General features: G+C 61.2%; 26 protein-coding genes. 9 read left to right on the top strand and 17 right to left on the bottom strand.

The genetic code is table 11. The features are described 5' to 3' along the window. Nucleotides 1-132: 132 nt before the first annotated feature. The 3 genes from ACJ8IL_RS11205 (at nt 133) to ACJ8IL_RS11195 (ending at nt 2,283) form a co-directional block, all read left to right on the top strand. Nucleotides 133-762 (top strand): LysE family translocator, encoded by a 630-nt coding sequence (locus ACJ8IL_RS11205; protein ID WP_043139101.1) that lies wholly within the window; start codon nt 133-135, stop codon nt 760-762. A 33-nt stretch (nt 763-795) separates the two neighbouring features. Further along, the gene (locus ACJ8IL_RS11200; protein ID WP_442516542.1) at nt 796-1,647 is read left to right on the top strand and encodes a PhzF family phenazine biosynthesis protein; all 852 of its coding nucleotides are present in this window, start codon (nt 796-798) and stop codon (nt 1,645-1,647) included. Nucleotides 1,648-1,716: 69 nt separating this feature from the next. After that, the gene (locus ACJ8IL_RS11195) at nt 1,717-2,283 is read left to right on the top strand and encodes a DinB family protein (protein ID WP_342096073.1); all 567 of its coding nucleotides are present in this window, start codon (nt 1,717-1,719) and stop codon (nt 2,281-2,283) included. Between the two features lie 78 nt (nt 2,284-2,361). Here ACJ8IL_RS11195 and gorA read toward each other — a convergent pair whose 3' ends face one another. Together gorA and ACJ8IL_RS11185 are read right to left on the bottom strand one after the other, a co-directional pair. Then, nucleotides 2,362-3,714 (bottom strand): glutathione-disulfide reductase, encoded by a 1,353-nt coding sequence (gene gorA / locus ACJ8IL_RS11190; protein ID WP_342096072.1) that lies wholly within the window; start codon nt 3,712-3,714, stop codon nt 2,362-2,364. Nucleotides 3,715-3,844: 130 nt separating this feature from the next. Continuing rightward, nucleotides 3,845-4,687: a 23S rRNA (adenine(2030)-N(6))-methyltransferase RlmJ gene (locus ACJ8IL_RS11185; RefSeq protein WP_004931012.1), complete on the bottom strand. Its 843-nt coding sequence runs from the start codon at nt 4,685-4,687 to the stop codon at nt 3,845-3,847. Nucleotides 4,688-4,822: 135 nt separating this feature from the next. Here ACJ8IL_RS11185 and ACJ8IL_RS11180 point away from each other — a divergent pair, with 135 nt between their 5' ends. The 4 genes from ACJ8IL_RS11180 to rsmJ all read left to right on the top strand — a co-directional run bounded on the left by ACJ8IL_RS11180 (nt 4,823) and on the right by rsmJ (nt 8,621). Beyond that, nucleotides 4,823-5,227, top strand: coding sequence for an ASCH domain-containing protein (locus ACJ8IL_RS11180; RefSeq protein WP_060435204.1), 405 nt, complete (start codon nt 4,823-4,825; stop codon nt 5,225-5,227). 16 nt (nt 5,228-5,243) lie between these two features. Then, nucleotides 5,244-5,705, top strand: a complete 462-nt coding sequence (locus ACJ8IL_RS11175; RefSeq protein ID WP_173889070.1) for an HIT family protein — start codon at nt 5,244-5,246, stop codon at nt 5,703-5,705. Between the two features lie 118 nt (nt 5,706-5,823). Next, complete coding sequence (gene prlC / locus ACJ8IL_RS11170) at nt 5,824-7,866, top strand: oligopeptidase A (RefSeq protein WP_197824449.1); 2,043 nt, start codon at nt 5,824-5,826, stop codon at nt 7,864-7,866. Nucleotides 7,867-7,874: 8 nt separating this feature from the next. Continuing rightward, complete coding sequence (rsmJ, locus tag ACJ8IL_RS11165; protein ID WP_049273186.1) at nt 7,875-8,621, top strand: 16S rRNA (guanine(1516)-N(2))-methyltransferase RsmJ; 747 nt, start codon at nt 7,875-7,877, stop codon at nt 8,619-8,621. A gap of 28 nt (nt 8,622-8,649) precedes the next feature. Here rsmJ and ACJ8IL_RS11160 read toward each other — a convergent pair whose 3' ends face one another. The 10 genes from ACJ8IL_RS11160 to ACJ8IL_RS11115 all read right to left on the bottom strand — a co-directional run bounded on the left by ACJ8IL_RS11160 (nt 8,650) and on the right by ACJ8IL_RS11115 (nt 19,788). Further along, nucleotides 8,650-9,249, bottom strand: coding sequence for a KpsF/GutQ family sugar-phosphate isomerase (locus ACJ8IL_RS11160; protein ID WP_173889074.1), 600 nt, complete (start codon nt 9,247-9,249; stop codon nt 8,650-8,652). After that, nucleotides 9,249-10,886, bottom strand: coding sequence for an FGGY-family carbohydrate kinase (locus ACJ8IL_RS11155; RefSeq protein ID WP_038873847.1), 1,638 nt, complete (start codon nt 10,884-10,886; stop codon nt 9,249-9,251). The genes ACJ8IL_RS11160 and ACJ8IL_RS11155 overlap by 1 nt, the downstream gene beginning before the upstream one ends. A 10-nt stretch (nt 10,887-10,896) precedes the next feature. Next, entirely contained in the window at nt 10,897-11,850 is a 954-nt protein-coding gene (locus tag ACJ8IL_RS11150) for an ABC transporter permease (RefSeq protein ID WP_049294968.1), read from the bottom strand. 1 nt (nt 11,851) lies between these two features. Then, complete coding sequence (locus ACJ8IL_RS11145) at nt 11,852-12,841, bottom strand: ABC transporter permease (RefSeq protein ID WP_015379367.1); 990 nt, start codon at nt 12,839-12,841, stop codon at nt 11,852-11,854. Continuing rightward, the gene (locus tag ACJ8IL_RS11140) at nt 12,834-14,333 is read right to left on the bottom strand and encodes a sugar ABC transporter ATP-binding protein (protein ID WP_025304609.1); all 1,500 of its coding nucleotides are present in this window, start codon (nt 14,331-14,333) and stop codon (nt 12,834-12,836) included. Before ACJ8IL_RS11140 ends, ACJ8IL_RS11145 begins: the two co-directional genes overlap by 8 nt. A 105-nt stretch (nt 14,334-14,438) precedes the next feature. Further along, nucleotides 14,439-15,425 (bottom strand): autoinducer 2 ABC transporter substrate-binding protein, encoded by a 987-nt coding sequence (locus tag ACJ8IL_RS11135; RefSeq protein ID WP_025304608.1) that lies wholly within the window; start codon nt 15,423-15,425, stop codon nt 14,439-14,441. Nucleotides 15,426-15,754: 329 nt separating this feature from the next. After that, a complete protein-coding gene (gene gdhA / locus ACJ8IL_RS11130; protein WP_021505207.1) occupies nt 15,755-17,098 on the bottom strand; it encodes an NADP-specific glutamate dehydrogenase in 1,344 nt (447 codons plus the stop codon). A gap of 199 nt (nt 17,099-17,297) precedes the next feature. Next, nucleotides 17,298-17,735, bottom strand: a complete 438-nt coding sequence (uspA, locus tag ACJ8IL_RS11125) for a universal stress protein UspA (RefSeq protein ID WP_004930988.1) — start codon at nt 17,733-17,735, stop codon at nt 17,298-17,300. A gap of 267 nt (nt 17,736-18,002) precedes the next feature. Next, complete coding sequence (locus ACJ8IL_RS11120; protein ID WP_342096070.1) at nt 18,003-18,911, bottom strand: LysR family transcriptional regulator; 909 nt, start codon at nt 18,909-18,911, stop codon at nt 18,003-18,005. Nucleotides 18,912-19,014: 103 nt separating this feature from the next. Next, nucleotides 19,015-19,788 carry an SDR family oxidoreductase gene (locus tag ACJ8IL_RS11115; protein WP_025304606.1) on the bottom strand — a complete coding sequence of 258 codons (774 nt, stop codon included), beginning with the start codon at nt 19,786-19,788 and terminating at the stop codon, nt 19,015-19,017. Nucleotides 19,789-20,221: 433 nt separating this feature from the next. Here ACJ8IL_RS11115 and uspB point away from each other — a divergent pair, with 433 nt between their 5' ends. Next, entirely contained in the window at nt 20,222-20,557 is a 336-nt protein-coding gene (uspB, locus tag ACJ8IL_RS11110) for a universal stress protein UspB (protein WP_016930435.1), read from the top strand. 73 nt (nt 20,558-20,630) lie between these two features. Here the strand turns inward: uspB and pitA are convergent, their stop codons facing one another. Next, nucleotides 20,631-22,133 carry an inorganic phosphate transporter PitA gene (pitA, locus tag ACJ8IL_RS11105; protein ID WP_025304605.1) on the bottom strand — a complete coding sequence of 501 codons (1,503 nt, stop codon included), beginning with the start codon at nt 22,131-22,133 and terminating at the stop codon, nt 20,631-20,633. A 300-nt stretch (nt 22,134-22,433) separates the two neighbouring features. On the opposite strand from pitA, the gene ACJ8IL_RS11100 reads away from it, so the two are divergent. After that, a complete protein-coding gene (locus ACJ8IL_RS11100; RefSeq protein ID WP_414105018.1) occupies nt 22,434-23,633 on the top strand; it encodes an NAD(P)/FAD-dependent oxidoreductase in 1,200 nt (399 codons plus the stop codon). Nucleotides 23,634-23,650: 17 nt separating this feature from the next. Here ACJ8IL_RS11100 and ACJ8IL_RS11095 read toward each other — a convergent pair whose 3' ends face one another. The 4 genes from ACJ8IL_RS11095 to ACJ8IL_RS11080 all read right to left on the bottom strand — a co-directional run bounded on the left by ACJ8IL_RS11095 (nt 23,651) and on the right by ACJ8IL_RS11080 (nt 25,828). Beyond that, nucleotides 23,651-23,878: a hypothetical protein gene (locus tag ACJ8IL_RS11095; RefSeq protein WP_025304603.1), complete on the bottom strand. Its 228-nt coding sequence runs from the start codon at nt 23,876-23,878 to the stop codon at nt 23,651-23,653. Between the two features lie 137 nt (nt 23,879-24,015). Next, nucleotides 24,016-24,432, bottom strand: coding sequence for a VOC family protein (locus ACJ8IL_RS11090; protein ID WP_197836039.1), 417 nt, complete (start codon nt 24,430-24,432; stop codon nt 24,016-24,018). A 145-nt stretch (nt 24,433-24,577) separates the two neighbouring features. Next, entirely contained in the window at nt 24,578-24,994 is a 417-nt protein-coding gene (locus ACJ8IL_RS11085) for an SRPBCC family protein (protein WP_197769831.1), read from the bottom strand. A gap of 36 nt (nt 24,995-25,030) precedes the next feature. Next, the gene (locus tag ACJ8IL_RS11080) at nt 25,031-25,828 is read right to left on the bottom strand and encodes an SDR family NAD(P)-dependent oxidoreductase (protein WP_049209141.1); all 798 of its coding nucleotides are present in this window, start codon (nt 25,826-25,828) and stop codon (nt 25,031-25,033) included. Between the last annotated feature and the right edge of the window lie 32 nt (nt 25,829-25,860).

Genomic DNA, 25,860 nt, shown 5'->3' with positions numbered 1-25,860 from the left:
CTCCGGAGAAAGAATATAGTGTCACGTGACACTATTTAAATAGGCGAAAAGTGTAACACATACTATGTTGGTGAGGAGTCCCGGCGTTTTCAACAACGGCTCGGCCGTAAGGCGGGCCAGCGGAGTTTTTCCATGATGGTCAGTCAGCTTGCATTGGTTTACGGCGCCTATCTCCTCGCTACCGCCAGCCCCGGCCCCAGCAACATGGCGATCATGGGCGTGGCGATGCGTGACGGCCGCAGGCCCGCATTGGTGCTGGCCGCCGGCGTGATGACCGGATCGCTGTGCTGGGCGATGTTGGCCGCGACCGGCCTTTCCGCCGTGTTGGCCACGTATGCGCAGGCGCTGTGGACCATCAAAATCGTTGGCGGCGTGTATATGCTGTATCTGGCGCTGCGCGCTGGAAAGTCCGCGTTACGGACGTCCGCCGCGGCGCCGGGCATGGCCGCAGGGCGCGATGCGCGGCCTTATCGGGCGCTTTATCGGCAGGGCGTGCTGATGCACCTCGGCAATCCCAAGGCCATCATGTCCTGGATGGCGATCATGTCGCTGGGATTGCGGCAAGGCGCGCCTGAGCAGGTTTTACCGGCAATTATTGGCGGTTGCGCGCTGCTCGGCGTGACGATTTTCGGGGGGTATGCCCTGCTGTTCTCAACGGCGCCGATGATCGCGTTTTACACCCGGGTGAGGCGCTGGATTGAAGGAACGCTTGCGCTGCTGTTCGCTTTGGCGGGCCTGGAGCTGTTGATATCGCGGGGGTAATGAACGCCCGGCGTTAACCTGAGGAGAGAAGCGATGGTTTTTGGCATGCAGATGGTGGATGTCTTTGGCGCCGGGCCGCTTGCCGGCAATCCGTTGGCGGTGATCACGGGCGCCGGAGCGTTGTCGACGGAAGACATGCAGTGTTTGACGCGTTGGTTCAACCTGTCGGAGACGGCCTTTTTGCTGCCGCCGACGCACCCCCAGGCGGATTACCGGGTGCGGATATTCACCCTGGATCGTGAAATGCCGTTTGCCGGACACCCGACGCTGGGCAATTGTCATGCCTGGCTCACTGCGGAGGGGATGCCGCGCAATAGGGCGGAGATCATCCAGGAATGTGGGGCGGGCTTGGTGAGCATTCGCCGCGAGGCAGGACGGCTGTGTTTTGCCGCGCCGCCGTTGATTCGCTCCGGGGCGCCCTCAGAAGAGACGTTGGCCGACGCGCTGCAGTTTTTAGGTATCGCGCCTGAGGAGGCGCTCGATGCCGCCTGGATCGATAACGGTCCGGGGTGGCTGGGGATCCGGCTGGCCAGCGCTGAGCGGGTACTTTCCCTGACGCCGGCGAGAAGCTGGCCGCGCAGAGTGGACATTGGCGTCGTCGGCCCACATGCCGATGGTGACGCAGCCTTCGAAGTTCGCGCCTTTTTGAGCGATCATCTTGGCGCTATCGTCGAAGATCCGGTCACCGGCAGCCTCAATGCCTCGCTGGCCCAGTGGTTGTTCGCAAGCGGCGTGGTCAGCGGTGGCTATATCGCCGCCCAGGGCCGCTGCCGTGGGCGCAACGGGCGCGTGCATATCACCCGCGACGAGAGCGGCCGGATTTGGGTGGGCGGCAATACGCGCACTCAGGTCGAAGGGCGGCTGCAAGGGATTGGCACGGCGTAGAAAGCGTCGCCGCACTGCGTGCGGCTGAACGGAATATCGATTTTCATCCGATGATAAGGAGTGAACAGTATGTCTGCGATGCCACCAAACGATACCCCCGTCGAAGCTGATATTACGCAGCCGACGACGGTCACCGAAACGTTGAAAATGCTGGTACGTTACAAAGCGTGGGCGAATGCGCTGACCTTTGACACCGTGATGTCCTTGCCGGCCGGTGAAGCCTTACGGCAGCGGCCGACCCGTTTTGGCAATATGGTGCATACCTTAAATCATGTGTACGTGGTGGACGATATCTTCAGGCACCATCTGCAAGGTCGAAAACATGGCTACCTCGCGCGCAACACCGAGCAAACGCCTGCGCTTGACGACTTGCGGTGTGCGGTGGAGGAAATGGACCGCTGGTATATCGAACAGGTGGACAACTGGTCACCCGAGGCGCTGGCGCAGGTGGTACATTTCGAGTTCGTCGGCGGGGGGGAAGGCCGGATGACGCGCCAGGAAATCGTGCTGCATGTCGTCAACCACGCTACCTATCATCGCGGTTTTGTCGGCGATATGCTCTATCAAGTACCCTTCGCCTCGCCGGCGAACGATTTGCCGGTGTTTCTTCGCGATCATTACCGCCAGGCGCCGTGAGGCGAGCGAGATAAATAAAAAAAGCCAGACGCTTTCGCGCCTGGCCTGTTACGCGCCGAAACCCGGCGAGGTTGCGCCTCAGCGCATGGTGACGAACTCTTCCGCCGCGGTCGGGTGGATCGCCACGGTGTTGTCGAAGTCCTTCTTGGTGGCGCCCATCTTCACTGCCACCGCGAAGCCCTGCAGGATTTCATCCATGCCGAAGCCGATGCCGTGCAGGCCGACGATCTTCTCTTCTTTACCCGCGCACACCAGCTTCATGCGGCACGGCTGGCGGTGCTGCGTCACGGCGCTGTACATGGCGGTGAAGGAGGATTTGTACACCTTCACGTTGTCCGCGCCGAATTTCTCGATGGCTTCCGGCTCGGTCAGGCCGACGGTGCCGATCGGCGGGTGGCTGAATACCACGGTGGCGATGTTGCTGTAATCCAGGTGCTCGTCCGGCTTGTTGTTGAACAGGCGCTCGGACAGGCGGCGGCCGGCGGCCACGGCGACCGGGGTCAGCTCTACCGCGCCGGTGTTGTCGCCCACCGCGTAGATGCCTTTGACGTTGGTGTTCTGGAACTTATCGACGTCAATGTAGCCTTGCTCGTTGGTTTTCACCCCGGTGACGCCGAGGTTCAGGTTGTCGGTCGCCGGTTCGCGGCCGATGGCCCAAATCAGGCAGTCGACGGTGAATGCTTGGCCGTTTTCCAACTGCAGCGTCAGGCTGCCGTCGGCGTTCTTGACGATCGCTTTCGGCACCGATTCGGTGTGCAGGCTCGGCCCTTCGGTGTTCATCACTTCCACCAGGGTTTCGACGATCATCGGATCGAAGCTGCGCAGCGGCGCGTGCTTGCGCACGAACAGGTGCGTTTCCGCGCCCAGCGCGTTCAGCACGCCGGCGATCTCCACGGCGATATAGCCGGCGCCGACTACGGCGACGCGCTTCGGCATGGCGTCCAGCTCAAAGAAGCCGTCGGAGTCGATGCCGTATTCCGCACCCGGAATAGCCGGATGGCTCGGGCGGCCGCCGGTGGCGATCAGGATGTGGTCGGCGGTGATGGTCTCGCCGTTCACTTCCACGGTGTGCGCATCCACGAAGCGCGCGAAGCCTTTGATCACGTCGACCTTGTTCTTGCCCAGCACGTTATCGTAGGAGTTGTGGATGCGATCGATATAGGCGGTGCGGTTGGCGACCAGCTTCTTCCAGTCGAAGGCGTTGACGGTGGTGTCGAAGCCGTAGTCCGGGCCGTACTGATGGATGGCCTCGGCGATCTGCGCCGCGTGCCACATGACTTTTTTCGGTACACAACCCACGTTTACACAGGTGCCGCCCAGCTCTTTGGCTTCAATCAGCGCACACTTTTGGCCATACATGGCTGCCCGGTTGATCGATGCGATACCGCCGCTGCCGCCGCCAATTGCTAGATAATCGTAATGTTTCGTCATCTGGGATTTCCATGAATTGTGAATTTGAAGAGGGTAAGAGTTTAACGCCTGACCGGGGTTTGTCGCAAAGATTGCGTCGATGGCTGCGATAGGTGGACGCAGGGCGCGGCAAACCGCGCCCTGATGGGGATTATTCTGGTACCACCCAGTTCACCAGATGGTGACCGATGCCCGACGGCACCAGCACCTTGTGCAGCCACGGCAGCACGTTTTTCATCTGCTGTTCCAGCTTCCACGGCGGGTTGATGACGATCATGCCGGAGGCGGTCATGCCGCGCTGATCGCTGTCGGGTTTCACCGCCAACTCGATCTGCAGAATGCGGCGAATGCCGGTGGCTTCCAGATCGCGCAACATGCGTTTGATCTGCTGGCGCATCACCACTGGGTACCACAGCGCGTAGGTGCCGGTGGCGAAACGCTTGTAGCCTTCCTGAATGCCTTTGACCACGTCCTGGTAATCGGTCTTCATTTCATACGGCGGATCCATCAGGATCAGGCCGCGGCGCGACAGGGGCGGCAGCTGGGATTTCAGCTGCTGATAGCCGTCGGCGCGCTGCACTTTGGCGCGCTCGTCTTTCTGGAACTCGCTGCGCAGCAGCGGGTAGTCGCTCGGGTGCAGCTCGGTCAGGTGAATTTTGTCCTGTGGGCGCAGCAGCTGGCGGGCGATCAGCGGCGAGCCGGGATAGTAGCGTAGCGTGCCGGAACGGTTGAAGTTGTGCACCACGCTCATGTAGGCCGCCAGCTCTTCCGGCAGATCGTCGCGCTGCCACAGCAAGCCGATGCCTTCCAGGTATTCGCCGGTGCGCTCGGCGTGTTCGCCGCTGAGCTGATAACGGCCCGCGCCCGAGTGGGTATCCAGATACAGGAACGGCTTCTCTTTTTCCTTCAGCGACTCGATGATCAGGCTCTGAACGGTGTGTTTGAGCACGTCGGCGTGGTTGCCGGCGTGGAAACTGTGGCGATAACTTAACATGACGGGTGGCGGTTCCTTGTGCTCCGCAGACGGAGCATTCAATGCAATAAGGCTTATAATCTGCACAGTATAAACTGTCTGGCCGGGAAAAACCGGACTCCGTTGCCGCAGATGTTAACAGAAAGGGACAGGACGATGAGCAAACAGGCGATTTTGGCGAATTACCCCGACGCGGCGCGCTGGGCGTTCGGCGACGGCCCCGCGTTAGCCGACGAACTGCTGGAATTGGTGCTGAGCGGGGATAAAACCGCCACCTGCAGTTCCTATGCGAGCTATCGTCGGGAACAAACCCCGAGCATCGGCGATTACAGCATCGTTCTCGATGGCCGCGGCGAACCGGCCTGCGTGATCAGAACGCTGGCGCTGCGCCTGGTGCGCTACGACCAGGTGACCGCCGAGATGGCGGCCAAAGAGGGCGAAGGCGACAAAAGCCTGGCGTTTTGGCGCGAGGGGCATCAGGCATTCTTTACCCGCGAGGGGAGCTTTGCGCCGGACATGTGGCTGGTGTTCGAAGAATTCGAACGGGTTGAAACGCTGTGAATCACAAGGAGAAAGGATGAGTTGCATTTTTTGCGACATCGTGGCGGGCAAGGCGCCGTGCCATAAAATCTGGGAAGACGACGACCATCTGGCGTTCCTGTCCATCTTTCCCAACACCGACGGCTTCAGCGTGGTGATCCCCAAGGCGCACCACCCGAGCTACGCCTTTGACCTGCCGGACGAGGTGCTGAGCGCGTTGATGCTGGCGACCCAGCGGGTGGCAAAGCAGCTGGATCGCGCGTTCGACGACGTCGGCCGCTGCGGCATGGTGTTTGAGGGCTACGGCGTTGACCATGTGCACGCCAAACTGATCCCGCTGCATGGCACCGCGTCGCTGGAACAGTGGCGGCCGATCGAATCGACCTCGCCGAAGTTTTTCACGCGTTACGAAGGTTATATCTCCTCCCACGATGCGGCGCGCGCCGACGACGAACAGCTGGCGGCGCTGGCCGCCCGCATTCGCCAATGCGCCGTTTAAGGCACGAACGATCAACGCCGGGCATTGATTTTCCTGTTGCCTGGCTCCATGTTAGAGATTCATACGCATTTTAAGGCTCGCCCCCGTGGCGGGCCCCAACGCTAATCAGGACTGCCCTATGACAAATCCGTTGCTGACCCCGTTTTCCCTGCCGCCGTTTTCGGCGATCCGCCCTGAAGATATCGTGCCTGCGGTGCAATCCGCGCTGGCGGACTGCCGCGCCGCGGTAGAACGCGTGGTCGCGCAGCCGGGGCCGTTCACCTGGGACAATTTGTGTCAGCCGTTGGCGGAGTCGGACGATCGCCTGTCGCGCATCTGGTCGCCGATCGGGCACCTGAACTCGGTGAAAAACAGCCCGGAGCTGCGCGCCGCCTATGAGCAGGCGCTGCCGCTGCTGTCCGAGTACGGCACCTGGGTCGGCCAGCACGAAGGGCTGTACCAGGCCTACCGCAGCCTGAAAGAGGGCGCGGCGTTCGAGACGCTGAGCGTGCCGCAGCGCAAGGCGGTGGACAACGCGCTGCGCGACTTCGAGCTGTCGGGCATCGGCCTGTCGGCGGACAAACAGCAGCGCTACGGCGAGATCGTCGCGCGCCTGTCCGAGCTGGGTTCCACCTACAGCAACAACGTGCTCGACGCCACCATGGGCTGGAGCAAACTGATTACCGACGAAGCCGAGCTGAGCGGCCTGCCGGAAAGCGCGCTGGCGCAGGCCCAGGCGATGGCGCAGGCCAAAGAGCAAGACGGCTGGCTGCTGACGCTGGACATGCCGAGCTACCTACCGGTGCTGACCTACGCCGACAACCGCGCGCTGCGCGAAGAGATGTACCGCGCCTTCGCCACCCGCGCCTCCGATCAGGGGCCGAATGCCGGCAAATGGGATAACAGCGAAGTGATGGCGGAAACGCTGGCGTTGCGCCATGAGCTGGCTCAGCTGCTGGGCTTTGACACCTATGCTGACAAGTCGCTGGCGACCAAGATGGCGGAAAGCCCGGATCAGGTGATCGGCTTCCTGAGCGATCTGGCCAAACGCGCCCGCCCGCAGGCCGAGCAGGAGCTGGCACAGCTGCGCGCCTTCGCCAAACAGCACTATGGCGTGGACGAGCTCGACGCCTGGGACATCACCTATTACGGCGAAAAACAGAAGCAGCACCTGTTCTCCATCAGCGACGAGCAGCTGCGCCCGTACTTCCCGGAACAGCGTGTGGTGGAAGGGCTGTTCGAAGTGGTGAAACGCATCTACGGCATCACCGCCAAAGAGCGTAAAGACGTGGAGACCTGGCATCCGGACGTGCGCTTCTTCGATCTGTTCGACGCCGACGGCGAGCTGCGCGGCAGTTTCTACCTCGATCTGTACGCCCGCGAAAACAAACGCGGCGGCGCCTGGATGGACGACTGCGTCGGCAGTCTGCGCAAGGCCGACGGCACGCTGCAAAAACCGGTCGCTTACCTGACCTGCAACTTCAACCGTCCGCTGGGCGACCAGCCGGCGCTGTTCACCCATAACGAAGTGACCACGCTGTTCCACGAGTTCGGCCACGGTCTGCACCATATGCTGACGCAGATCGATACCGCCGGCGTCTCAGGCATCAACGGGGTGCCGTGGGATGCGGTCGAACTGCCGAGCCAGTTTATGGAAAACTGGTGCTGGGAGCCGGAAGCGCTGGCGTTTATCTCGGGCCATTACCAGAGCGGCGAGCCGCTGCCGAAGGCCATGCTCGACAAGCTGCTGGCGGCCAAGAATTACCAGGCGGCGCTGTTCATCCTGCGCCAGCTCGAGTTCGGCCTGTTCGATTTCCGCATGCACTTCGAATACAGCCCGGAAAAAGGCGCGCAGATCCTGCCGACGCTGGCGGAAGTGAAGAAAATGGTGGCGGTGGTGCCTTCGCCGAGCTGGGGCCGCTTCCCGCACGCCTTCAGCCACATCTTCGCCGGCGGCTACGCGGCGGGTTACTACAGCTATCTGTGGGCGGAAGTGCTGTCGGCCGACGCCTACTCGCGCTTCGAAGAAGAGGGGATTTTCAACGCCGAAACCGGCAAATCCTTCCTCGACAACATCCTGTCGCGCGGCGGGTCGGAAGAGCCGATGACGCTGTTCAAACGCTTCCGTGGCCGCGAGCCGCAGCTGGATGCTATGCTGCGCCATTACGGCATTAAAGGATAACCCGACACGTGAGCGTGTGTTTATTGTGTGAAGCAGGCGCCGATCCCGGCGCCTTGTCTGTTTTGGCGCAGCGCTGGCAGCTGACGTCCGACGACGACGCGCCGATGGCGCTGGTACTGACCCCGCAGCGGCTGGAGCTGCGTAAGCGCGACGAGCCGAAGCTCGGCGGGATCTATGTCGACTTCGTCACCGGCACCATGGCGCACCGGCGCCGTTTCGGCGGCGGCCGCGGCGAGGCGGTGGCCAAGGCGGTCGGCATCAAGGGCAGCTACCTGCCGGACGTGGTGGACGCTACTGCCGGGCTGGGGCGCGACGCCTTCGTGCTGGCGGCGCTGGGCTGCCGGGTGCGGATGCTGGAGCGCAATCCGGTGGTGGCGGCGTTGCTGGACGACGGACTGCAGCGCGGCTATCAGGATGCGGAAATCGGCCCGTGGCTGCGCGAGCGCCTGACGCTGTTGCACGCCTCCAGCCTGACGGCGCTGGCGGATCTCAGCCCGCGCCCCGAGGTGGTGTATCTCGATCCGATGTTCCCGCACAAGCAAAAAAGCGCGCTGGTGAAGAAAGAGATGCGGGTGTTTCAATCGCTGGTGGGCAGCGACGATGACGCCGACGGCCTGCTGGAGCCGGCGCGCCGCCTGGCGACCAAGCGCGTGGTGGTGAAACGCCCGGACTACGCGCCGCCGCTGGCCGACGTGCCGGCGCACGCCGCCACGCTGACCAAAAGCCACCGTTTCGATATCTACATGCCGCTGTAATGTCAGCCGGGCCCGCCGTGTCGGGCCCTCAGTTTTCCTCCCGCAAACTTTTCCCCACGCCGCCGCCCGGATGCACCGCCAGCAAGGTCTCCTTGTCGTAACCGCTGCGCGCCATCAGGCAGGCGCAAGCGGCGTCGAAGATCGCCAGCACCAGCACAATTGAGGTGGTGGCCAGCATGTTCAGCGGATCTATCTCCTTTTGCACCCCGGTGGCGATCGTTAGCTGCGCCGCCTGCGCGATGGCGGAGTGCAGGTTTTCCGTCACCGCGATCAGCGTCACCCCCTTGGCCTGCAGCGTCGGCAGTAGGCGGGTTAGCTCGTCGGAATTGCCGCCGCGCGAGATCAGGATCAGCAGATCGTCGGCGCGCAGAAAGCCCAGATCGCCGTGCGCCGCGCCGGTGGCGTCGAGGTAGATCGCCGGCCGTTCCACGCAGGCTAGCATGTGGGCTATCTTGCGCGCCGCAATCCCCGAGGTGCCGACGCCGGTGACGGCGATTTTACCGCGGCAGTCGGCCAGTAGCCCCAGCAGCCGTTGCCAGGTGCGCGCGTCGAGGCGCTCGCCCAGCTGCGCCAGCTCCTGGCTGTAGGTTTGCCAACCCTGCACGGCCTGCCGCCACTCCTGCTGCATCACGCCTCCTCCTGCATCAGCCGGCGGTATTTCATGTGGTCGTTGTACAGCTCATGGAACACCCGGTATTTGCGGTCGTAGTAGCTTTTTATCTGATTGGTCTGCGGCGTCACCGTCTTGCCGATGCGGCTCATGGCGCTCATCGCCTCCGGCAAGGTGTCGAACACGCCCGCCGCCACGGTGCCCATCATCGCACCGCCGAGCAGCATCGCTTCGCTTTCCTCCGGCAGCAGCATGGCGCAGCCGGTGGCGTTGGCGTGCTCCTGCACGAAGATCGGGTTCTTGGTGCCGCCGCCGCTGGCCATGATGGTGTCGATGCTGTAGCCGCTGTGGTTCATGGTTTCGATGATGTGGCGGGTGCCGAGCGCGATGGCCTGAATGGTGGCCAGGTAGTGCAGCGCCATATCCTCCGGCGTGCGCGACAGCTTCAGCCCGGTCAGGATGCCGGTCAGCGTCGGGTTGGCGCGCGGCGAGCGGTTGCCGTGGAAGTACGGCAGCATGTGAATGTCCTGCGTCAGGAAGGCGATATTCTCCGGCTCGCCGGCCATGCGGCGCAGAATGGCGTTCAGCACCTCATAGATGGTCTGCCCCTGGGTTTTCGCCTGCGCCAGCAGCTCCGGGTAGCACGGGTGCGACTGGATGACGTGGTCGATCAGCGCGCCGGTGGCAGACTGGCCGCCCTCGTTCAGCCAGTATTCCGGCAGGATCGCCGAGTAATACGGCCCCCAGACGCCGCCGATAAAGCGCGCGGTGCGCGACATCGCCATATGACCGGTGGAGGTGCCGCCGATCAGCGCGACGCGGCGGTTGAAGTCGGCCACCTCGCCGGAGACGCCGGTGGCGCCCAGCGTGCCGAGGGTGCCGGCGTGGGCGTCGATGATCGATACGCTCACCGCCGTGCCGGCGATCAGCCCCATCTCGCTGGCGGCGCGCTGAGTCAGGCCGTGGCCCAGCGGCTCGCCCATCATTTTAACGTCGCTGCCGATCTTGGCCGCGTCGTGTTCCAGCACGTCTTCCAGCCCGATCTGCTGGAAGTAGCTCTTGTCCCAACGCTGCTCGTGGCCGAGATAGGTCCACTTGCACACCGTCGAGCACAGCGAACGGGTGGCGTCCTGGGTGGCGCGCCAGGTGAGGAAGTCCGGCAGATCGAACAGGTAGCCGGCGTTGGCCCAGGTGGTGGGCATGTGCTGTTTCAGCCACAGCAGTTTCGGCGTCTGCATCTCCGGCGAGATAATGCCGCCGACGAAGTCCAGCACCCGGTGTTTGGTGGCGTTGATGCGCTCGGCCTGGGCGATCGCCCGGTGATCCATCCACACGATGATGTTCTGTTCGGTGCGGCCGGAGGGGCTGACGGTCAGCGGCTTGCCCTCTTTATCCAGCACCACCAGCGAACAGGTGGCGTCGAAGCCCAACCCCTTGACCTGGATCGGGTTGATGTCGGCCTGGTTGACCGCGTCGCGCACCGCATTGCACACCGCCTGCCAGATGTTATCCGACGACTGCTCGACGAAATCCGCCTTCGGCCGGTACAGATCGATGGCCCGGCTGGCCTGGCCGACCATGCGGCCATTAAGATCGAATACGCCTGCGCGCGCGCTTCCGGTGCCCACATCTACGCCAATAAAATAGCTCGCCATTATTTTCTCCTCAGGCTTTTCGATTCTGTAACGCGATAAACAGGATCAGCACGCCGCCCCACAGGGCCATGGTCAGGTAGCTGCTGACCCCCAGCAGATTGAGGCCGCTTTCCAACATTTGCAGCACGATCAGCGCCAGCACCAGCCCCAGAATACGGCCGAAACCGCCGTCCGGGTTAATGCCGCCCAGCACCGAGGCCAGAATGGTCACCAGCAGATAAGATTCGCCGTAGCCGGCCTTGGCCGAGTTGAACTTGGCCATCATCAGCAGGGCGGCGCCCCAGCCGAGCAGCGCCGACAGGATATACACCGCGATCTGCACCCGCGCGGTGTTCACGCCGCTGAAGCGGGTGGCCTGCTCGTTGGAGCCGATCAAGTACAGGCTGCGGCCCAGCGTGGTGTGCTCCAGCAGCAGCCACAGCCCGACCGCTACCAGCAGGAACAGGATCAGCGCCACCGGCACGCCGAGCACGGCACCATTGCCAAGAAATTGAATCGCCGCCGGGAAGCCGGAGATCACCGCGCCGTTGGACAGCAGGATATTCAGGCCGGTGATCAGGGTCATGGTGCCGAGCGAGGCGAGGATCGGCGAGACGCCGATCCAGGCCACCAGCACCCCGTTCAGTGCGCCGATTGCCACCGCCACCAGCAGGCCGGCCAACAGCGCCAGTGCCAGGAACAGCGGCTGGTCGGGATGGCTGACGATGATCGCCGCCATCACCAGCGAACAGGCGTTGGCGCCGGCGATGATCGACAGATTGATGCCGCCGGTCAGCATGGTGATGCCCATGCCGAGCGCCAGCAGGCCGAGGATCGGCAGCTGCGAGGCGATCGACTGGAAGTTGCCAAGGCTGAAGAAGCGCGATCCGAGCAGACCGGCGAACAGCAGCGCCACCGCGATGATGATCGCGCCCTGCAGACGAATGATCCGATCGCTTGGGATCAACCGAGTTAACTGCGTCATGTCAGATCTCCTTGAGCAGCTTGCGTTTTTCGTTCCAGGCGGTGGTGCTGATGCTGATCAAAATGATCGCGCCGCTGAACACCTGGTGCCAATAGGCCGAGACGCTGAGCAGCGTCAGCCCGTTTTGCAGGAAGGCCAGCAGCACCACGCCGAGCAGGGTGCCGGTCAACGATCCGCGGCCGCCGCTCATGCTGGTGCCGCCCAGCACCACCGCCGCCAATACCGTCAGCTCGAAGCCGAGCAGCGAGTTGGGCGCCACCGACTGGGTGATCTGCGCCTGCACTACCGCCGCGACGCCGGCCAGAATGCCCATATAGCCGTAGACGCAGAAGTGCAGCCGCAGCAGGTTCAACCCCAGGCGCGACGCCGCGTCGCGGTTGCCGCCCATGGCGTAGATCTGGCGCCCCAGCCGGGTGCGGTTCATCAGCACGCCGGTGACGACGATGGTCGCCAGCAGGCACAGCAGCGGCAGCGTCAGGCCGTAGTCGTAACCGTCGGCGCCCTGGAACGAGAACCAGTTGATGCCGTTCATGAACCAGTCCGGGAAGCCGTACAGCCAGGTGCCGTTGGTGGCGTATACCAGCAGGCCGTAGAACAGGTTAAGGGTAGCGATGGTGATGATGATCGCCGGCACCTTCAGCCAGTACACCAGGAAACCGTTCACCAGCCCGAGCAGCAGGCCGACGCCGATCGCCAGGGCGAACGCCAGCGGGAAGCTGCCGCCGTGCTGGATCACCCAGCTGGCCATCACATACTGGGCGATGGCGGTGACCGCCGGGAACGAAATGTCGATGCCGCCGGCGATCAGCACCACGAACAGCCCGCAGGCCAGAATGCCGAGAATGGCGTAGCTGGTGGCGACGTCGGTCAGGTTGCCGAGCGTCAGAAACTCATCGGTGCCGGCGCTTAGGCCGATCGCCAGCAGCAGCACCAACAGGCCGAGATAAAACTCGTGCCGCCCGGCCAGGCGGGCCAATAATGACTTATCCATTCACCACCTCGGCGATCTGTTGTTCGGTACTCTGGTGCGGCGCGAATTCGGCGATCAGTTCGCCCTTGCGCATCACCATCACCCGATGGCTGTTGTAATAGGCTTCCGGGATCTCGTCGCAGATCATCAGCACCGCCATGCCCAGCTGCGCCAGATCGCGGGCGATCTGGTAGATCCCCTCTTTGTTGGCGATGTCCACGCCGACGGTAGGCGAGTCGAGGATCAGGATCTTCGGCTGGGTCGCCACCCATTTGGCGATGGCGATACGTTGGGCGTTGCCGCCGGACAGGGTTTTCACCGGCAATGCGCTGTCGGACACCTTGATGTTCAAATCGCGGATCAGCCGGTTGACCAGCTCGGTCGCCTTGGCGTGATCCAACAGCCCGAGCGAGGTATGCAGCCGATCGAAGACGGTGACGATGGTGTTGTCGTAGATCGATTGCTCCATGATCAACCCCTGCGTCAGGCGATCTTCCGACACATAGCCGATGCCGTGGCGCACCGCTTCGCGGTTGTTGTGCAGCTGCACCGTGCGGCCCTCGATGCGGATCTCGCCGCTGTCCGGCCGCGTCATGCCGAACAGGCTGAGGCACAGTTCGGTGCGGCCGGCGCCGAGCAGGCCGACGATCGAGACGATCTCGCCGCCGCGCAGCGCCAGATTGACGTTGCGGTATTTTTCGCCGCGGCTGAGGTTGCGCACCTCGAGCAGCGGCGCTTGTTCAGCCGGCGGCAGCGGGGGCAGCGGGCTGTAATGGAAGCGTTGGCCGGTCATCAGGAACGCCAGTTCATGGCTGTCCAGTTCGCTGGCCGGCCAGGTGCCCACCAGCTTGCCGTCGCGCATTACGCTGATGCGATCGGCGACTTCCATCACTTCATCCAATCTGTGGCTGACGAACACCACGCAGATGCCGGCCGCCTTCAGTTCGTTAACCACCCGCAGCAGGCCGTCGACTTCCTGGCGGGTCAGCGAGGCGGTCGGTTCGTCCATGATAACCAACCGCGCTTCGGCGGCGATGGCGCGGCAAATCGCCACCAGCTGCCGATCGGCGATCGACAATTTTTCCACCTTTTTATCGGGATCGATGTGTACGCCGACCCGTGCCATGGCGTCCAGCGCCGTCTGGCGCATCACCCGCTTGCGCACCCAGAAGTGGCCGCCGGGCAGGTAACGGTGGATAGCGATGTTTTCCGCCACCGTCAGGTTAGGGAACAGCGACAGGTCCTGGTAGATCACCTGTATGCCGTAATAACCGGACAGCTGCGGCGTCAGGGCGTGGAAGAGTTTGCCTTCCAGCGAAATGTTGGCGCCTTTTTCCGGCTGATAGACGCCGGAGATGATTTTAATAATGGTGCTTTTGCCGCAGCCGTTTTGCCCGGCCAGGCAGTGCACTTCGCCTTTATTCAGCGTCAGGTTGATCTGGTCTAATGCCAGCACGCCTGGGAATCGCTTGCTGATATTCTCCAGGGTGATAAATGCGGGGGAGGCTGTCATAACGTTAACCTGTGCTTGCGTAGCGGCCGAAGCCCTGGGCGCAGCAACGCTGCGCCCCTACGAGGGTTTAACTTCTTTCCCGGTGTGGCGAAATTACGCGAAAAATCAGAATCCGAGCGATTTGGCGTTGTCTTTGGTCACTTCCAAAATCTTATTAAACCGAATCACTTTGTGTTCCATATCGACGTCGGCCTTACCGAGGCCCTCAATCGACAGGTCCTTATTCACTTCCTTGCCCTGCAACAGCTGGTCGGCCACCGTCACCAGCGCATAACCGGCGTCTTTCGGATCCCACAGCAGCGCTTTCTTGATGTCGCCGCGCATCAGGTAAGGGGCGGCCTGCGCCGGCATGGCGATGCCCACCACTGCGATTTTGTCCTTGGCGCGTTTCTTGGCCACCGCCTGGCCGGCGCCGATCGGGCCGAGCGAACCGAAGCCGATGATGCCCTTCATCTGCGGATAGGTTTTCATCAGATCCAGCGTGGTGGCGTAGGATTTGTCGATGCTTTCCGCCACCGGCAAGCGCGAGGTGACTTCAAACATGTCCGGGTATTTTTCTTTCTGGTATTTGATGGCGAAGTCGGCCCAGGCGTTGTGCAGCGGCACGGTCAGCGAACCGACGTAGATCGCATAGCCGCCTTTGCCGCCCATGTCTTTCGCCAGCTCATCGACGTTGGCCTGCGCGTATTTCTCGCTGTCGATGGTCTCGATGTCCCACTGGCCGATCTGCTGGTCCGGGGATTCATGGGTCAGCACCACGATGCCTTTGTCGCGCGCTTTTTTCAGCACCGGTTCCAGCACCTTGGCGTCGTTCGGCACCACGATGATGGCGTTGACGTTCTTGGCGATCAGATCCTCAATCACCTTGACCTGCGCGGCCGGATCCGGCGTAGACGGGCCGGTCTGGTAGGCGTTGACGTCGAGTTTTTTCGCCGCTTCGTTGACGCCCACTTCCATGCGGTTGAACCACGGGATGCCGGTCACTTTGGCGACTACGGCAATCTCATACTTATCAGCGGCGAACACAGGTGTTGTCGATAACATGCACGCAGAAACCACACATGCATTTAATAATGCGAGGTTAAATTTCATTAGCTGTACCTTTTTTTATCTGTAGGGGTGGCGGTTTTTCCACCGCTGCAGATTACAAAGGAATGGAAGAGGGGGCGTAGCTGAAGTTAATGAAATGTGATCTGCGCACATTTAAGTAAAATATTGGCGTATTTAGTGTTAAATAAATGTTTAATTATTTGATGGTGGTAAATTTACTACCAATTAAATGGTAGTAAATAACTATTTATTAACTTTTATTTAACTAGTTTGCATCATTCTGATGGCGTGAAGGCATAAAATAATGCCGGCGCAGAGGCCGGCATTGAAGCATTTAATCGATGTGTGAACAAGATCACCTTTACGACGGATTACAGCACGCCTTGGGCCAGCATCGCCTCCGCGACCTTGACGAAACCGGCGATATTCGCGCCGTGTACATAGTGGGTTTGCTTGCCCTCGCCACCGTATTCCACGCAGGCATGGTGAATATCCGCCATGATATGTTGTAAACGTACATCCACTTTTTCCGCCCGCCAGCCGATGCGCGCGGCGTTTTGCGCCATCTCCAGCCCCGAGGTGGCCACGCCGCCGGCGTTGGCCGCCTTGCCGGGCGCGAACAGCACCCCGGCGTCGAGGAAGGCGTCGGTGGCCTGGATGGTGGTCGGCATGTTGGCGCCTTCCGCTACCGCCTTCACTCCGTTGCGGATCAGCGTCTGCGCCGCCTCGAGATCCAGTTCGTTCTGGGTGGCGCACGGCAGGGCGATATCCACCGGCACGTTCCACGGCTGCTGGCCCGCCAGATAGGTCAGGCCGCGTTCGCGGGCGTAGTCCGCCACCCGGCCGTAACGCTGGTTTTTGATCTCCGCCAGGTGTGCCAGCTTCTCGGTAGTGAAGCCGTCTTCGTCCACCAGGGTGCCACCGGAATCCGACACGGTGATCACGCGCGCGTCCAGCTCCAGCGCTTTCTCGATGGTGTACTGCGCCACGTTGCCGGAACCGGACACCGCCACCCGCATCCCCTCAAAGCCCAGGCCGTGGCGCTGCAGCATGGCGTCGGTAAAGTACACCAGGCCGTAGCCGGTCGCCTCGGGGCGGATCAGGCTGCCGCCGAAGGAGAGCCCTTTGCCGGTAAACACGCAGGCGGTGTTGTTGGACAGTTTCTTCATCATGCCGGCCATAAAGCCGACTTCACGGCCGCCGACGCCGATGTCGCCGGCCGGCACGTCGGTGTCCGGCCCCAGATGGCGGTACAGCTCGGTCATCAGCGCCTGGCAGAAACGCATGATCTCGCCCTGGCTTTTGCCCTTCGGATCGAAATCGGAGCCGCCTTTGCCGCCGCCCATCGGCAGGGTAGTCAGCGCATTCTTGAAGGTCTGCTCAAAGCCGAGGAACTTCAGGATCGACAGGTTTACCGACGGGTGGAAGCGCATGCCGCCCTTGTAGGGGCCGATGGCCGAGTTGAACTGCACGCGGAAGGCGCGGTTGACCTGCACCTGGCCGCGATCGTCCACCCAGCTGACGCGGAACTGAATGATGCGCTCGGGCTCTACCAGGCGTTCCAGCAGCGCCTGTTCGCGATAGCGCGGGTTGCGCTCGATAAACGGCCACAGCGAGGTGAACACTTCGCGCACCGCCTGCAGATATTCCGGCTGGTGGGGGTTATGGCGTTGTAACGAGGACAGGAAAGACTCTACCGATACGGCATATTCCATGGATAACTCCTTTTCGCATTAAATTTCCCCCGCTATTTCTTATAGATTTGGGTGTCGATGATGCCCGGGGGAGGATGTTGTGTCTTTAGCGACTATATCATCGGAGGGCGGTTGATTATCAAGCGATTAATCGGCGTGGCGGCATGAAAAACGCCCGCAGGGCGCGGGCGTTGGGTAGTTAAGTTAGCAAGCGCTTACTTTATTCGTCTTCTTCGTCGCGCAGCGGCACGATCAGCATATCGATGTGCACGGTATTGATCAGCTGGCGAGCGGAAGACATCAGCTTGCTCCAGAAGTCCTGATGGTGGCCGCACAGTACCAGGTCCATGTCGTATTTCTTGATGGCATCGACCAATACCTGCGCCAGATCGCCGCTGCCGCTCAGGGTCTCGGTGATCGGGTAGCCGGCGTTCTGCGACAGCTCGGTCAGCGCCTGATGGGTTTCCTCGGAGATGCGTTTTTGCATGTCGCCGAGATTGACGTCGATCAGGCCAGTATAGAGGTCGGAATAGTTGACATCGACGTGGATCAGAGAAACTTTAGCGTTGTACGGCCGCGCCATCGAGACGGCTTTTTCTACCAGGATCTTGCTTTCCGGGGATAGGTCCACCGCGATCAGTATGTGTTTGTAAGCCATAAGAATACTCCTTCCATAAACATGCCGATTAAAAAGGGTTAGCAGGCGTTCCGTTTACCCGCCTGGCGCTTTTGGTTCCATAGTATCATTCGGATAACGCAATGATATGTTGGGGCGATCACACTGCGCCGCATCGAAAATCTCTCCGCCCGATACCTTTCGTTGTACACCCGCGCGGCGCAAAAGCCTATGGATTATGCGGATGCTGACGGTCTGACCGCTTGAATTATAAGCGTTATTAAACAAAGTATAGCGCTAAATGTGCAATCAGCGCTCCAGATGCGGCTGCAGCAGGCTTTCAAACCACTCATGAAACACCGCCAGGCGGCGCGATCGCTGGCGGCGATGGGGATAGATCAGGGCGATCGGCATGGAGGCGGCGCGGTGGCCGGGCAGGACTTCCACCAGTTCACCGGCGTCGAGCAGGTGTTGCACGTCATAGCGCGGGATTTGCATCAGCCCCAGCCCGGCGCGGCAGCAGGCGATATAGCTTTCGGCGTTGTTGACCACCACCCGGCTGGGCAGTTCGAGGCGTTGCGTATGGCCGTCGTCGGTCAGGTATTCCCAGGGGGATTCACGGCCGGTTTTGGGCGAGGCGTAACCGATGCTCCAGTGTCCCTCGATGAGATCGCCGGGCTGGCGCGGATGGCCGAATTCGCTCAGATAGGCAGGGCTGGCGCAGTTGATCAGCGCGATATGGCCGAGCGGGCGCATTACCAGGCTGCTGTCGTGCAGATCGCCGACGCGCACCGCGCAGTCGACCCCTTCCTGCACCAGATCGATGGCGCGATCGGCGGAGCCGAGCACCAGTTGCAGATGAGGGTGGCGCCGCAACAGGCTAGGCAGCGCCGGGGCGATCAACCGACGAGCGATGCGGCTCGGCACGTCGACGCTGAGCCGCCCGGAGGCCTGCCGCTGGCTGGCCTGAAACGACTGATCGATGTCTTCCACCTCGGCCAGCAGCGGGCGCAGCCGCTCGAGCAGCTGTTCGCCGTCGGCGGTTAGGCGCACTTGCCGCGTGGTGCGGTGCAGCAGGCGCACGCCCAGCTGCGTTTCCAGTTGTTGCACGGCGGCGGACACCGAGGCGCGCGGCACCTCCAGCGCGTGGGCAGCCCGGATAAAGCTGCCCATTTCCGCCACCTGCACGAATACGCGGTATTGATTAAATCTGTCCATCTCGTGACCTGCTGTTCCGTGGCGCCGTTTCTGACAGAGAGTGTAGCCGTATGACGCGGTTGCGCGCGAGCAGGTGCGGGGGCATCTCCGCCCCCCGTCGAACTTATTTGGTGGTGTAGCCGCCGTTGATCAGGATGGTTTGGCCGGTTACCCACCAGCCGTCGCTGACCAGATGGCGGATGAACGGCACCACGTCTTCGATATCGGTCAGGCCGGTTTTGCTGAACGGCGACAGCGCCGCCGCCGTCTTGTGGTAGGCCACGGCGTCCGCACCCTCAGCCGGGTAGAAGAACGGGGTGTCCATCGGGCCGGGGCCGACCGCCGTCACGGAGATGCCACGCTCGCCGAACTCCTTGGCGGCGGCGCGGGTGAAGTGCTCCACCGGCGCTTTGGTGCCGGCGTAAGCGGCGTAAAACGGCGTGAAGGCGCCGAGCAGCGAGGTGACCAGCGTGCAGATTTTACCGTTGTCGTTAAGGTGCTTGCCCGCCTCTTTCAGGAAGAAGAACGCGGTTTTGGCGTTGACCGCGGTCATCTCGTCGTACTCGGCTTCGCTGATGTCGACCATCGGCTTTTTCAGCACCTTGCCGACGGTATTGATGGCGATATCCGGCTTGCCGACGGCGGCGACCGCATCGGCGAACAGCTTCTCGACCGCGCCCGCGGTGGTCAGATCGGCCTGCAGCGCGACGCCTTGCGCACCGGCGGCCTGAATGGCGGCGACGGTTTTCTCCGCTTCGGCTTTGGAGGCGGCGCTGTTGTAGTGGATCACCACCGCTTTGGCGCCTTGCTCAGCCAAATCGCGCGCGATCAGCCCGCCGAGGTTCTTGGCGCCGCCGGCGATGAGGACGGTTTTTCCCTTGATTGAATGGTTTGCCATAACAGTTTCCTTGGATGAACGTAACGGAAACCTGAGTCTAGCCAGCGTGGGGGGAAAGATCAGCGGCGTAGCGCGGGATAGACTATCCATAAAAACCGCCTAATCGAAAACGGGCGGTTATCGCTTATAACGTCCCGGCAGGTGACTTTTCGGCACAGGGCGGTAAATTTTATCCACTGCTCAGGCCAGTTTGCGTTTCATTAACCTACAATGATGGATATGGGCCTCATCATTTCCCCTCTGAGTGGAACCACGCCGTGCAAATCTCTCTGTGCGGTGCGGTAACGTCTCCGGAGGCGGTGGGTTATGGGCATGGCCCGTGCAGGCAAAAAAGGGGATGAGAGCGGTAAGCTCCAGCAGAGTATCGGGTAATGAGGTAGGGCGGTTGGACCCGGCGGAAGGCCGCGGATAACAACGCCTTGAGGGGGTAATCATGATCAGTACCGTCGCGCTGTTTTGGGCCTTATGTGTGGTGTGTGTGGTAAACATGGTGCGGTATTACTCTTCTCTGCGCGCGCTGCTGGTGGTATTGCGCGGCTGTGACCCGTTGCTGTACCAGTACGTCGACGGCGGCGGTTTTTTCACCGCCCACGGGCAACCCAGCAAGCAGCTGAGGCTGGTGCGCTATATCTTCGCGCAGCGCTATGTCGAGCATCACGATCCGGAGTTTATCCGCCGCTGCGAGCGGGTGCGCGGGCAGTTTATGCTGACCTCGGCCCTGTGCGGCCTGGTGGTCATCAGCCTGATAGCGCTGATGATCTGGTATTAATGCCTTCCTGTTTCCCTTGATGCAGGCAAAAAAAAGGCGGCCCTGGGGCCGCCTTCCTCATGATGCTTATCGCTTAGATCAGCTTCAACGCAACCCAATACAGCGCACCGGAAAGCAGGATCGAGATTGGTAGGGTCAGTACCCAGGCCAACAGGATGTTCTTCACGGTTTTGCTCTGCACGCCGCCGCCGTCCACGATCATCGTCCCGGCAACCGCCGAAGAGAGGACGTGGGTGGTGGAGACCGGCATGCCGGTATAACTCGCCACGCCGATAGACAGCGCCGCGGTCATCTGGGCCGATACGCCCTGGGCGTAGGTCATGCCTTTCTTGCCGATCTTCTCGCCGATGGTGGTGGCCACGCGTTTCCAACCCACCATGGTACCGAGCGACAGCGCCAGCGCGACGGCGACGATGATCCACATCGGCGCGTACTCGACGGTCTGCAGCAGATCCTGACGCAGGTTCTTCAGGAAACGCTGGTCGGCGGATGAGGTTTCCGGCAGCTTGGCGACTTTATCCGCCGTGTCGGTCACGCACATCAGCAGGCGGCGCAGGTGGCTGCGCTGGTCAACCGTCAGCTGATCGTAGCTTTGCAGGTTGGTCAGCATGCCCTGAGCCAGCTCGATCGCCGGCATGGCGCGCGAACTGTCGCAGTGGAACTCGGCAGGCTTGCCAGGCGCGGCTTCGTCATCCGGGCTTGGCACCAGCGGCGTCAACGACACCGCATGCGACAGTGCGTCACCGTGCTGCTGGTAATATTGCTGCAGGTGAGTCACGGCATCACGCGTACGGGTGATGTCATAACCGGTTGCATTCATATTGACCACGAAGCCGGCCGGCGCAACGCCGATCAGCACCAGCATGATAAGGCCGATACCTTTCTGGCCGTCGTTGGCGCCGTGCGAGAAGCTGACGCCAATCGCCGACAGGATCAGCGCGATACGGGTCCAGAACGGCGGCTTGCGTTTGCCGTCGACCTTTTCACGTTCCGCAGGGGTCATGTGGATACGCTGGCGTTTCTTGGTGCCACTCCAATAGCGGCGCAAGGCAAACACCATCACTCCCGCCACCATCATGCCGACCAGCGGCGAGAACAGCAGAGAAAGGAAAATGCCAATCATTTTCGGGACGTTAAGCGCATCCACGACCGAGGTGTGGGTCATCAGGGCGTTGGTTAAACCGACACCGATGATTGCGCCTATCAGCGTATGGGAACTGGAGGCCGGCAGACCGAAATACCAGGTGCCGAGGTTCCAGATGATTGCCGCCAGCAGCATGGAGAAGACCATGGCTAATCCGTGTGCTGAACTGACGTTCAACAACAGATCGGTAGGCAGCAAGTGGACGATGGCGTAAGCAACACTCAAACCGCCGAGCATTACGCCAAGAAAGTTGAACAAACCTGCCATCACGACCGCAAGTTGCGAGCGCATGGCGCGGGTATAAATAACTGTAGCGACCGCATTGGCCGTATCATGAAAACCGTTGATGGCTTCATAAAACAACACGAACAACAATGCGAGAATTAACATCAGGCCGGTATGGAAATCCAGGCCAGCGAACAAATGCAGCATAAGCGTTACGCCAGTTTGTGGACATGAACGCCGCGCATTATCAGTGACAACCGGTGCCGGGGAAAAGGAAAATATGACGTTTTTTTGATTTGGACATGACGAAACGATGACGCGCCTATAACAAAAATATGGAATATCAACGCGTTAATCTCCTCTGACCTCTGTAATATTTTCTTACTATGGCGTTGGCGGCGCCGGGGCTTTACAATCTGCCGCCGTGAATTTGGCGGTGACCGGCGGCGAAACGGCGTAATATGGCGCTCTTTTGTAGCGATTGTGGTTTTGATAAGTGAGGCTCAGGTGGAACAGTTTGATGTCGTAGTGATTGGGGCGGGCGCCGCCGGCATGTTTTGCGCCGCGCAGGCGGGGCAACTCGGTTGCCGCGTATTGCTGCTCGACAACGGCAAAAAACCGGGCCGCAAGATCCTGATGTCCGGCGGTGGGCGCTGCAACTTCACCAACATGTACGCCGAACCGGCGGCCTATCTGTCGAACAACCCGCACTTCTGCAAGTCGGCGCTGGCGCGCTACACCCAGTGGGACTTCATCGATCTGATCAACCGTTACGGCATCGCCTACCATGAAAAAACGCTGGGGCAGCTGTTCTGCGACGATTCGGCGCAGCAGGTGGTGGATCTGCTGGTCAAAGAGTGCGAGCTGGGCCAGGTGACGATGCGCCTGCGCAGCGAAGTGCTGGACGTAGAGAAAACCGAGAATGGCTACGCGCTGGCGCTGAATGGTGAAAAAGTGAGCGCTCGCTCACTTGTGGTGGCCAGCGGCGGATTATCCATGCCGGGGTTGGGCGCGTCGCCGTTCGGTTACAAACTGGCGGAGCAGTTCGGCCTCAAGGTGCTGCCGACGCGCGCCGGACTGGTGCCGTTTACCCTGCATAAGCCGCTGCTGGAGCATGTGCAGACGCTGTCTGGCGTCTCGGTGCCGGCGGTGATCACCGCCGAGAACGGCGTCAGCTTCCGTGAAAGCATTCTATTTACCCATCGCGGCCTGTCCGGCCCGGCGGTGCTGCAGCTGTCCAGCTACTGGCAACCGGGTGAGTATGTGAGCGTTAACTTACTTCCTGAGCTGGATTTGGCGGCCTTCCTGGATGATCAACGCCGGGAGCACCCGAACCAAAGCCTGAAAAACACCCTGGCGCTGCAATTGCCGAAGCGGCTGGTGGAGTGTTTGCAGACCCTGGGACAGTTGCCGGAGGCGACGCTGAAGCAGCTGAATGCGCCGCAGCAGGCGGCGCTGGTGGATCTGTTGCAGAACTGGCGCGTGCAGCCGAACGGTACCGAAGGCTACCGCACGGCGGAAGTGACGCTTGGCGGCGTCGACACCAATGAACTTTCCTCCAAGACGATGGAGGCCCACAAGGCGCCGGGGCTCTACTTTATCGGCGAAGTGGTGGACGTGACCGGGTGGTTGGGCGGCTACAACTTCCAGTGGGCCTGGAGCTCGGCCTGGGCCTGCGCCCAGGCGCTGGCGGCGCAGGGGCGTTAACGTTCAGCAGTGACGGGTTAGGCCGATTTTTTTGGCATAAAACGCAGACACAACCCCGCGACAGCTGCATAAAGCATTAGCAGGCAGGTTGTCGAAAGCGCTTGCGGATCGCCGAGACCCCATTCATTAGACTTGTGAACCATTTCCAACGCCATGTCCGGTGTCAGCAGCAGCCGAGAGGGAATGATGTTCGGCAAGACAGCGAATACCAGGACAAAAATCACCGAGGCGATCGGTTTTCTCATATGGGGCAGCGCCTCTCATAGCCAATGACATTGATAGAACCATAAGCTAGCAGCTTATTGTTGGTGCGTGGAACACCTACCCGTGGCGTTCAAACAGATGGGGCCGATAAGGCTCCATTATCTATGGCACGTTAATCTCATCCCGCCGGCCCTTTCAATTCCACGCGATTACCGTCCGGATCGCTGAAATAAATGGACGGCCCGTCGCCTTCCGCCCCATAGCGCGATTCGGCGGGATCAACGCCGATCCCCTGCGATCGCAGATAGGTCAACAACGCCTCTTCGTTGAACGGATCGATGCGCAGGCAGACGTGATCGACATTTTGCCTATGAGGATCGGGCGCTTCGCCGCCTTTTTTCCCCAGCACGCCATTGATGTCCACCAGGTCGATCATGGAGGCACCGGCGCGCAGGTGCACCAGCCCCAAATCCGGTCGCTGTTTGGCGATATCACAGCCGATGACCTGGGTATAAAAACGCAGGCTGTTCTGCATATCGCGCACGCGCAGAACCACATGATCCAGCCGTTGCAAGTTGAAGGGGCGCACGGTCATCTCCTCAAATGAACATCTCCTTTACAGCATAAGCGGCGATGACGGATTTATCCTGCTGCGCGGCGTGCCCGTTCGTGCGCCCAAACCCCAAAAAAAAACGGCCGATGGGTGCAGCCATCGACCGTGGGGCTTAAGCGTTCAAGCGTTAACGAGGGAAGTTGCCGCTCAGCGCATCCAGGCCGCCCTGGTAGATGCCGCTGAACAGGGCGATGGCCTCGTCGTCGCTGATGTTGACCGGCGTGAAGCTGCCCGACCATTCCACGCGCGCCACGTTGGCGTCGTCGGTGGCGTGCACTGACAGGGTGGACAGGTAATTCACCACCGGGAACGGCGCTTGCATGATGGAGTAGCTGTAGCTGCGTTGACGGTTGTCGAACGCTTCCAGCCGCTCGATGACGATACCGCCGTCGGCGGTGGTTAAGGTACGCACGCGGCCGCCTTCAGAAACGACGCTTTTTGGGATGAACGGCAGCCAGTCAGGCAAGGCGTCGAAGCCGCCGATCAGTTGCCATACGGTGTCGGCAGATGCCGGGATGTCCATAGAGACGGATGTAGTAGCCATTTTCTTTCTCTCTTAATATCGGTTTCGGATACAGGGTTACATTGCCAGCGTATCTACGACGCCGCCGTCAACGCGCAGCGCCGCGCCGGTGGTGGCCGAAGACAGCGGAGAGGCGAGGTAAACGGCCAGGTTGGCCACTTCATCGACGTCCGCCGCGCGCTGAATAATGGAGCTTGGGCGTTCGGTTTTAACGAACTCGTCGGCCTGATCGCGTGCGCTGCGCCCGGATTTGGCCGCCGCATCCGCCAGCATTTCTTGCAGGCCTTCGGTAAAGGTTGGCCCCGGCAGAATGGCGTTGACCGTCACACCGGTGCCGGCGAGGCGTTTCGCCAGGCCGTGAGACACCGCCAGGTTGGCGCTTTTGGTGACGCCGTAGTTGATCATGTCCGCCGGGATGGCGACGCCGGATTCGGACGACACGAAAATAATGCGTCCCCAACCCTGTTCAGTCATGCACTGCGCATAGTGGCGCGCCAGACGCACGCCCGAGAGGACGTTAACGTTATAGAAGTGCATCCACTCGCTGTCGGGCACGGTAAAGAAGTCTTTATCGTTGAAAATGCCCAGGTTATTGATCAGCACATCGGCTTTCGGTTCCGCGGCGAACAGGGTAGCAGCCCCTTGTTCCGTCCCGAGATCCGCGACCACGCCGCGCACCTGCGCGCCGGGCACGTTGGCGCTGATGTCGGCGATAGCGTTATCGACCCCGGTTTTCTGACGGCCGACGATCACGACGGTGGCGCCCGTTTTGGCGAGCCCGCGCGCGATGCCGAGGCCGATGCCGGAGGTGGAGCCGCTGACGACGGCGACTTTGCCTGATAGATCCAGTTTCATCATGTATCTCATCGAGTTAATGGGGGTAATGG

The sequence above is a fragment of the Serratia sp. CY47444 genome (assembly GCF_052168635.1).
Classification (GTDB): Bacteria; Pseudomonadota; Gammaproteobacteria; order Enterobacterales; family Enterobacteriaceae; genus Serratia; species Serratia bockelmannii.
The sequence above is the reverse complement of the archived record's forward strand: the minus strand, read 5'-3'. Positions and strand labels throughout refer to the sequence as shown.

Excerpts from the sequence above, each read along its gene's own strand:
- ACJ8IL_RS11205 (WP_043139101.1), top strand. The coding sequence starts at position 133 with ATGATGGTCAGTCAGCTTGCATTGGTTTACGGCGCCTATCTCCTCGCT.
- ACJ8IL_RS11200 (WP_442516542.1), top strand. The coding sequence starts at position 796 with ATGGTTTTTGGCATGCAGATGGTGGATGTCTTTGGCGCCGGGCCGCTT.
- ACJ8IL_RS11195 (WP_342096073.1), top strand. The coding sequence starts at position 1,717 with ATGTCTGCGATGCCACCAAACGATACCCCCGTCGAAGCTGATATTACG.
- gorA (WP_342096072.1), bottom strand. The coding sequence starts at position 3,714 with ATGACGAAACATTACGATTATCTAGCAATTGGCGGCGGCAGCGGCGGT.
- ACJ8IL_RS11185 (WP_004931012.1), bottom strand. The coding sequence starts at position 4,687 with ATGTTAAGTTATCGCCACAGTTTCCACGCCGGCAACCACGCCGACGTG.
- ACJ8IL_RS11180 (WP_060435204.1), top strand. The coding sequence starts at position 4,823 with ATGAGCAAACAGGCGATTTTGGCGAATTACCCCGACGCGGCGCGCTGG.
- ACJ8IL_RS11175 (WP_173889070.1), top strand. The coding sequence starts at position 5,244 with ATGAGTTGCATTTTTTGCGACATCGTGGCGGGCAAGGCGCCGTGCCAT.
- prlC (WP_197824449.1), top strand. The coding sequence starts at position 5,824 with ATGACAAATCCGTTGCTGACCCCGTTTTCCCTGCCGCCGTTTTCGGCG.
- ACJ8IL_RS11160 (WP_173889074.1), bottom strand. The coding sequence starts at position 9,249 with ATGCAGCAGGAGTGGCGGCAGGCCGTGCAGGGTTGGCAAACCTACAGC.
- ACJ8IL_RS11155 (WP_038873847.1), bottom strand. The coding sequence starts at position 10,886 with ATGGCGAGCTATTTTATTGGCGTAGATGTGGGCACCGGAAGCGCGCGC.
- ACJ8IL_RS11150 (WP_049294968.1), bottom strand. The coding sequence starts at position 11,850 with ATGACGCAGTTAACTCGGTTGATCCCAAGCGATCGGATCATTCGTCTG.
- ACJ8IL_RS11145 (WP_015379367.1), bottom strand. The coding sequence starts at position 12,841 with ATGGATAAGTCATTATTGGCCCGCCTGGCCGGGCGGCACGAGTTTTAT.
- ACJ8IL_RS11140 (WP_025304609.1), bottom strand. The coding sequence starts at position 14,333 with ATGACAGCCTCCCCCGCATTTATCACCCTGGAGAATATCAGCAAGCGA.
- ACJ8IL_RS11135 (WP_025304608.1), bottom strand. The coding sequence starts at position 15,425 with ATGAAATTTAACCTCGCATTATTAAATGCATGTGTGGTTTCTGCGTGC.
- gdhA (WP_021505207.1), bottom strand. The coding sequence starts at position 17,098 with ATGGAATATGCCGTATCGGTAGAGTCTTTCCTGTCCTCGTTACAACGC.
- uspA (WP_004930988.1), bottom strand. The coding sequence starts at position 17,735 with ATGGCTTACAAACACATACTGATCGCGGTGGACCTATCCCCGGAAAGC.
- ACJ8IL_RS11120 (WP_342096070.1), bottom strand. The coding sequence starts at position 18,911 with ATGGACAGATTTAATCAATACCGCGTATTCGTGCAGGTGGCGGAAATG.
- ACJ8IL_RS11115 (WP_025304606.1), bottom strand. The coding sequence starts at position 19,788 with ATGGCAAACCATTCAATCAAGGGAAAAACCGTCCTCATCGCCGGCGGC.
- uspB (WP_016930435.1), top strand. The coding sequence starts at position 20,222 with ATGATCAGTACCGTCGCGCTGTTTTGGGCCTTATGTGTGGTGTGTGTG.
- pitA (WP_025304605.1), bottom strand. The coding sequence starts at position 22,133 with ATGCTGCATTTGTTCGCTGGCCTGGATTTCCATACCGGCCTGATGTTA.
- ACJ8IL_RS11095 (WP_025304603.1), bottom strand. The coding sequence starts at position 23,878 with ATGAGAAAACCGATCGCCTCGGTGATTTTTGTCCTGGTATTCGCTGTC.
- ACJ8IL_RS11090 (WP_197836039.1), bottom strand. The coding sequence starts at position 24,432 with ATGACCGTGCGCCCCTTCAACTTGCAACGGCTGGATCATGTGGTTCTG.
- ACJ8IL_RS11085 (WP_197769831.1), bottom strand. The coding sequence starts at position 24,994 with ATGGCTACTACATCCGTCTCTATGGACATCCCGGCATCTGCCGACACC.
- ACJ8IL_RS11080 (WP_049209141.1), bottom strand. The coding sequence starts at position 25,828 with ATGAAACTGGATCTATCAGGCAAAGTCGCCGTCGTCAGCGGCTCCACC.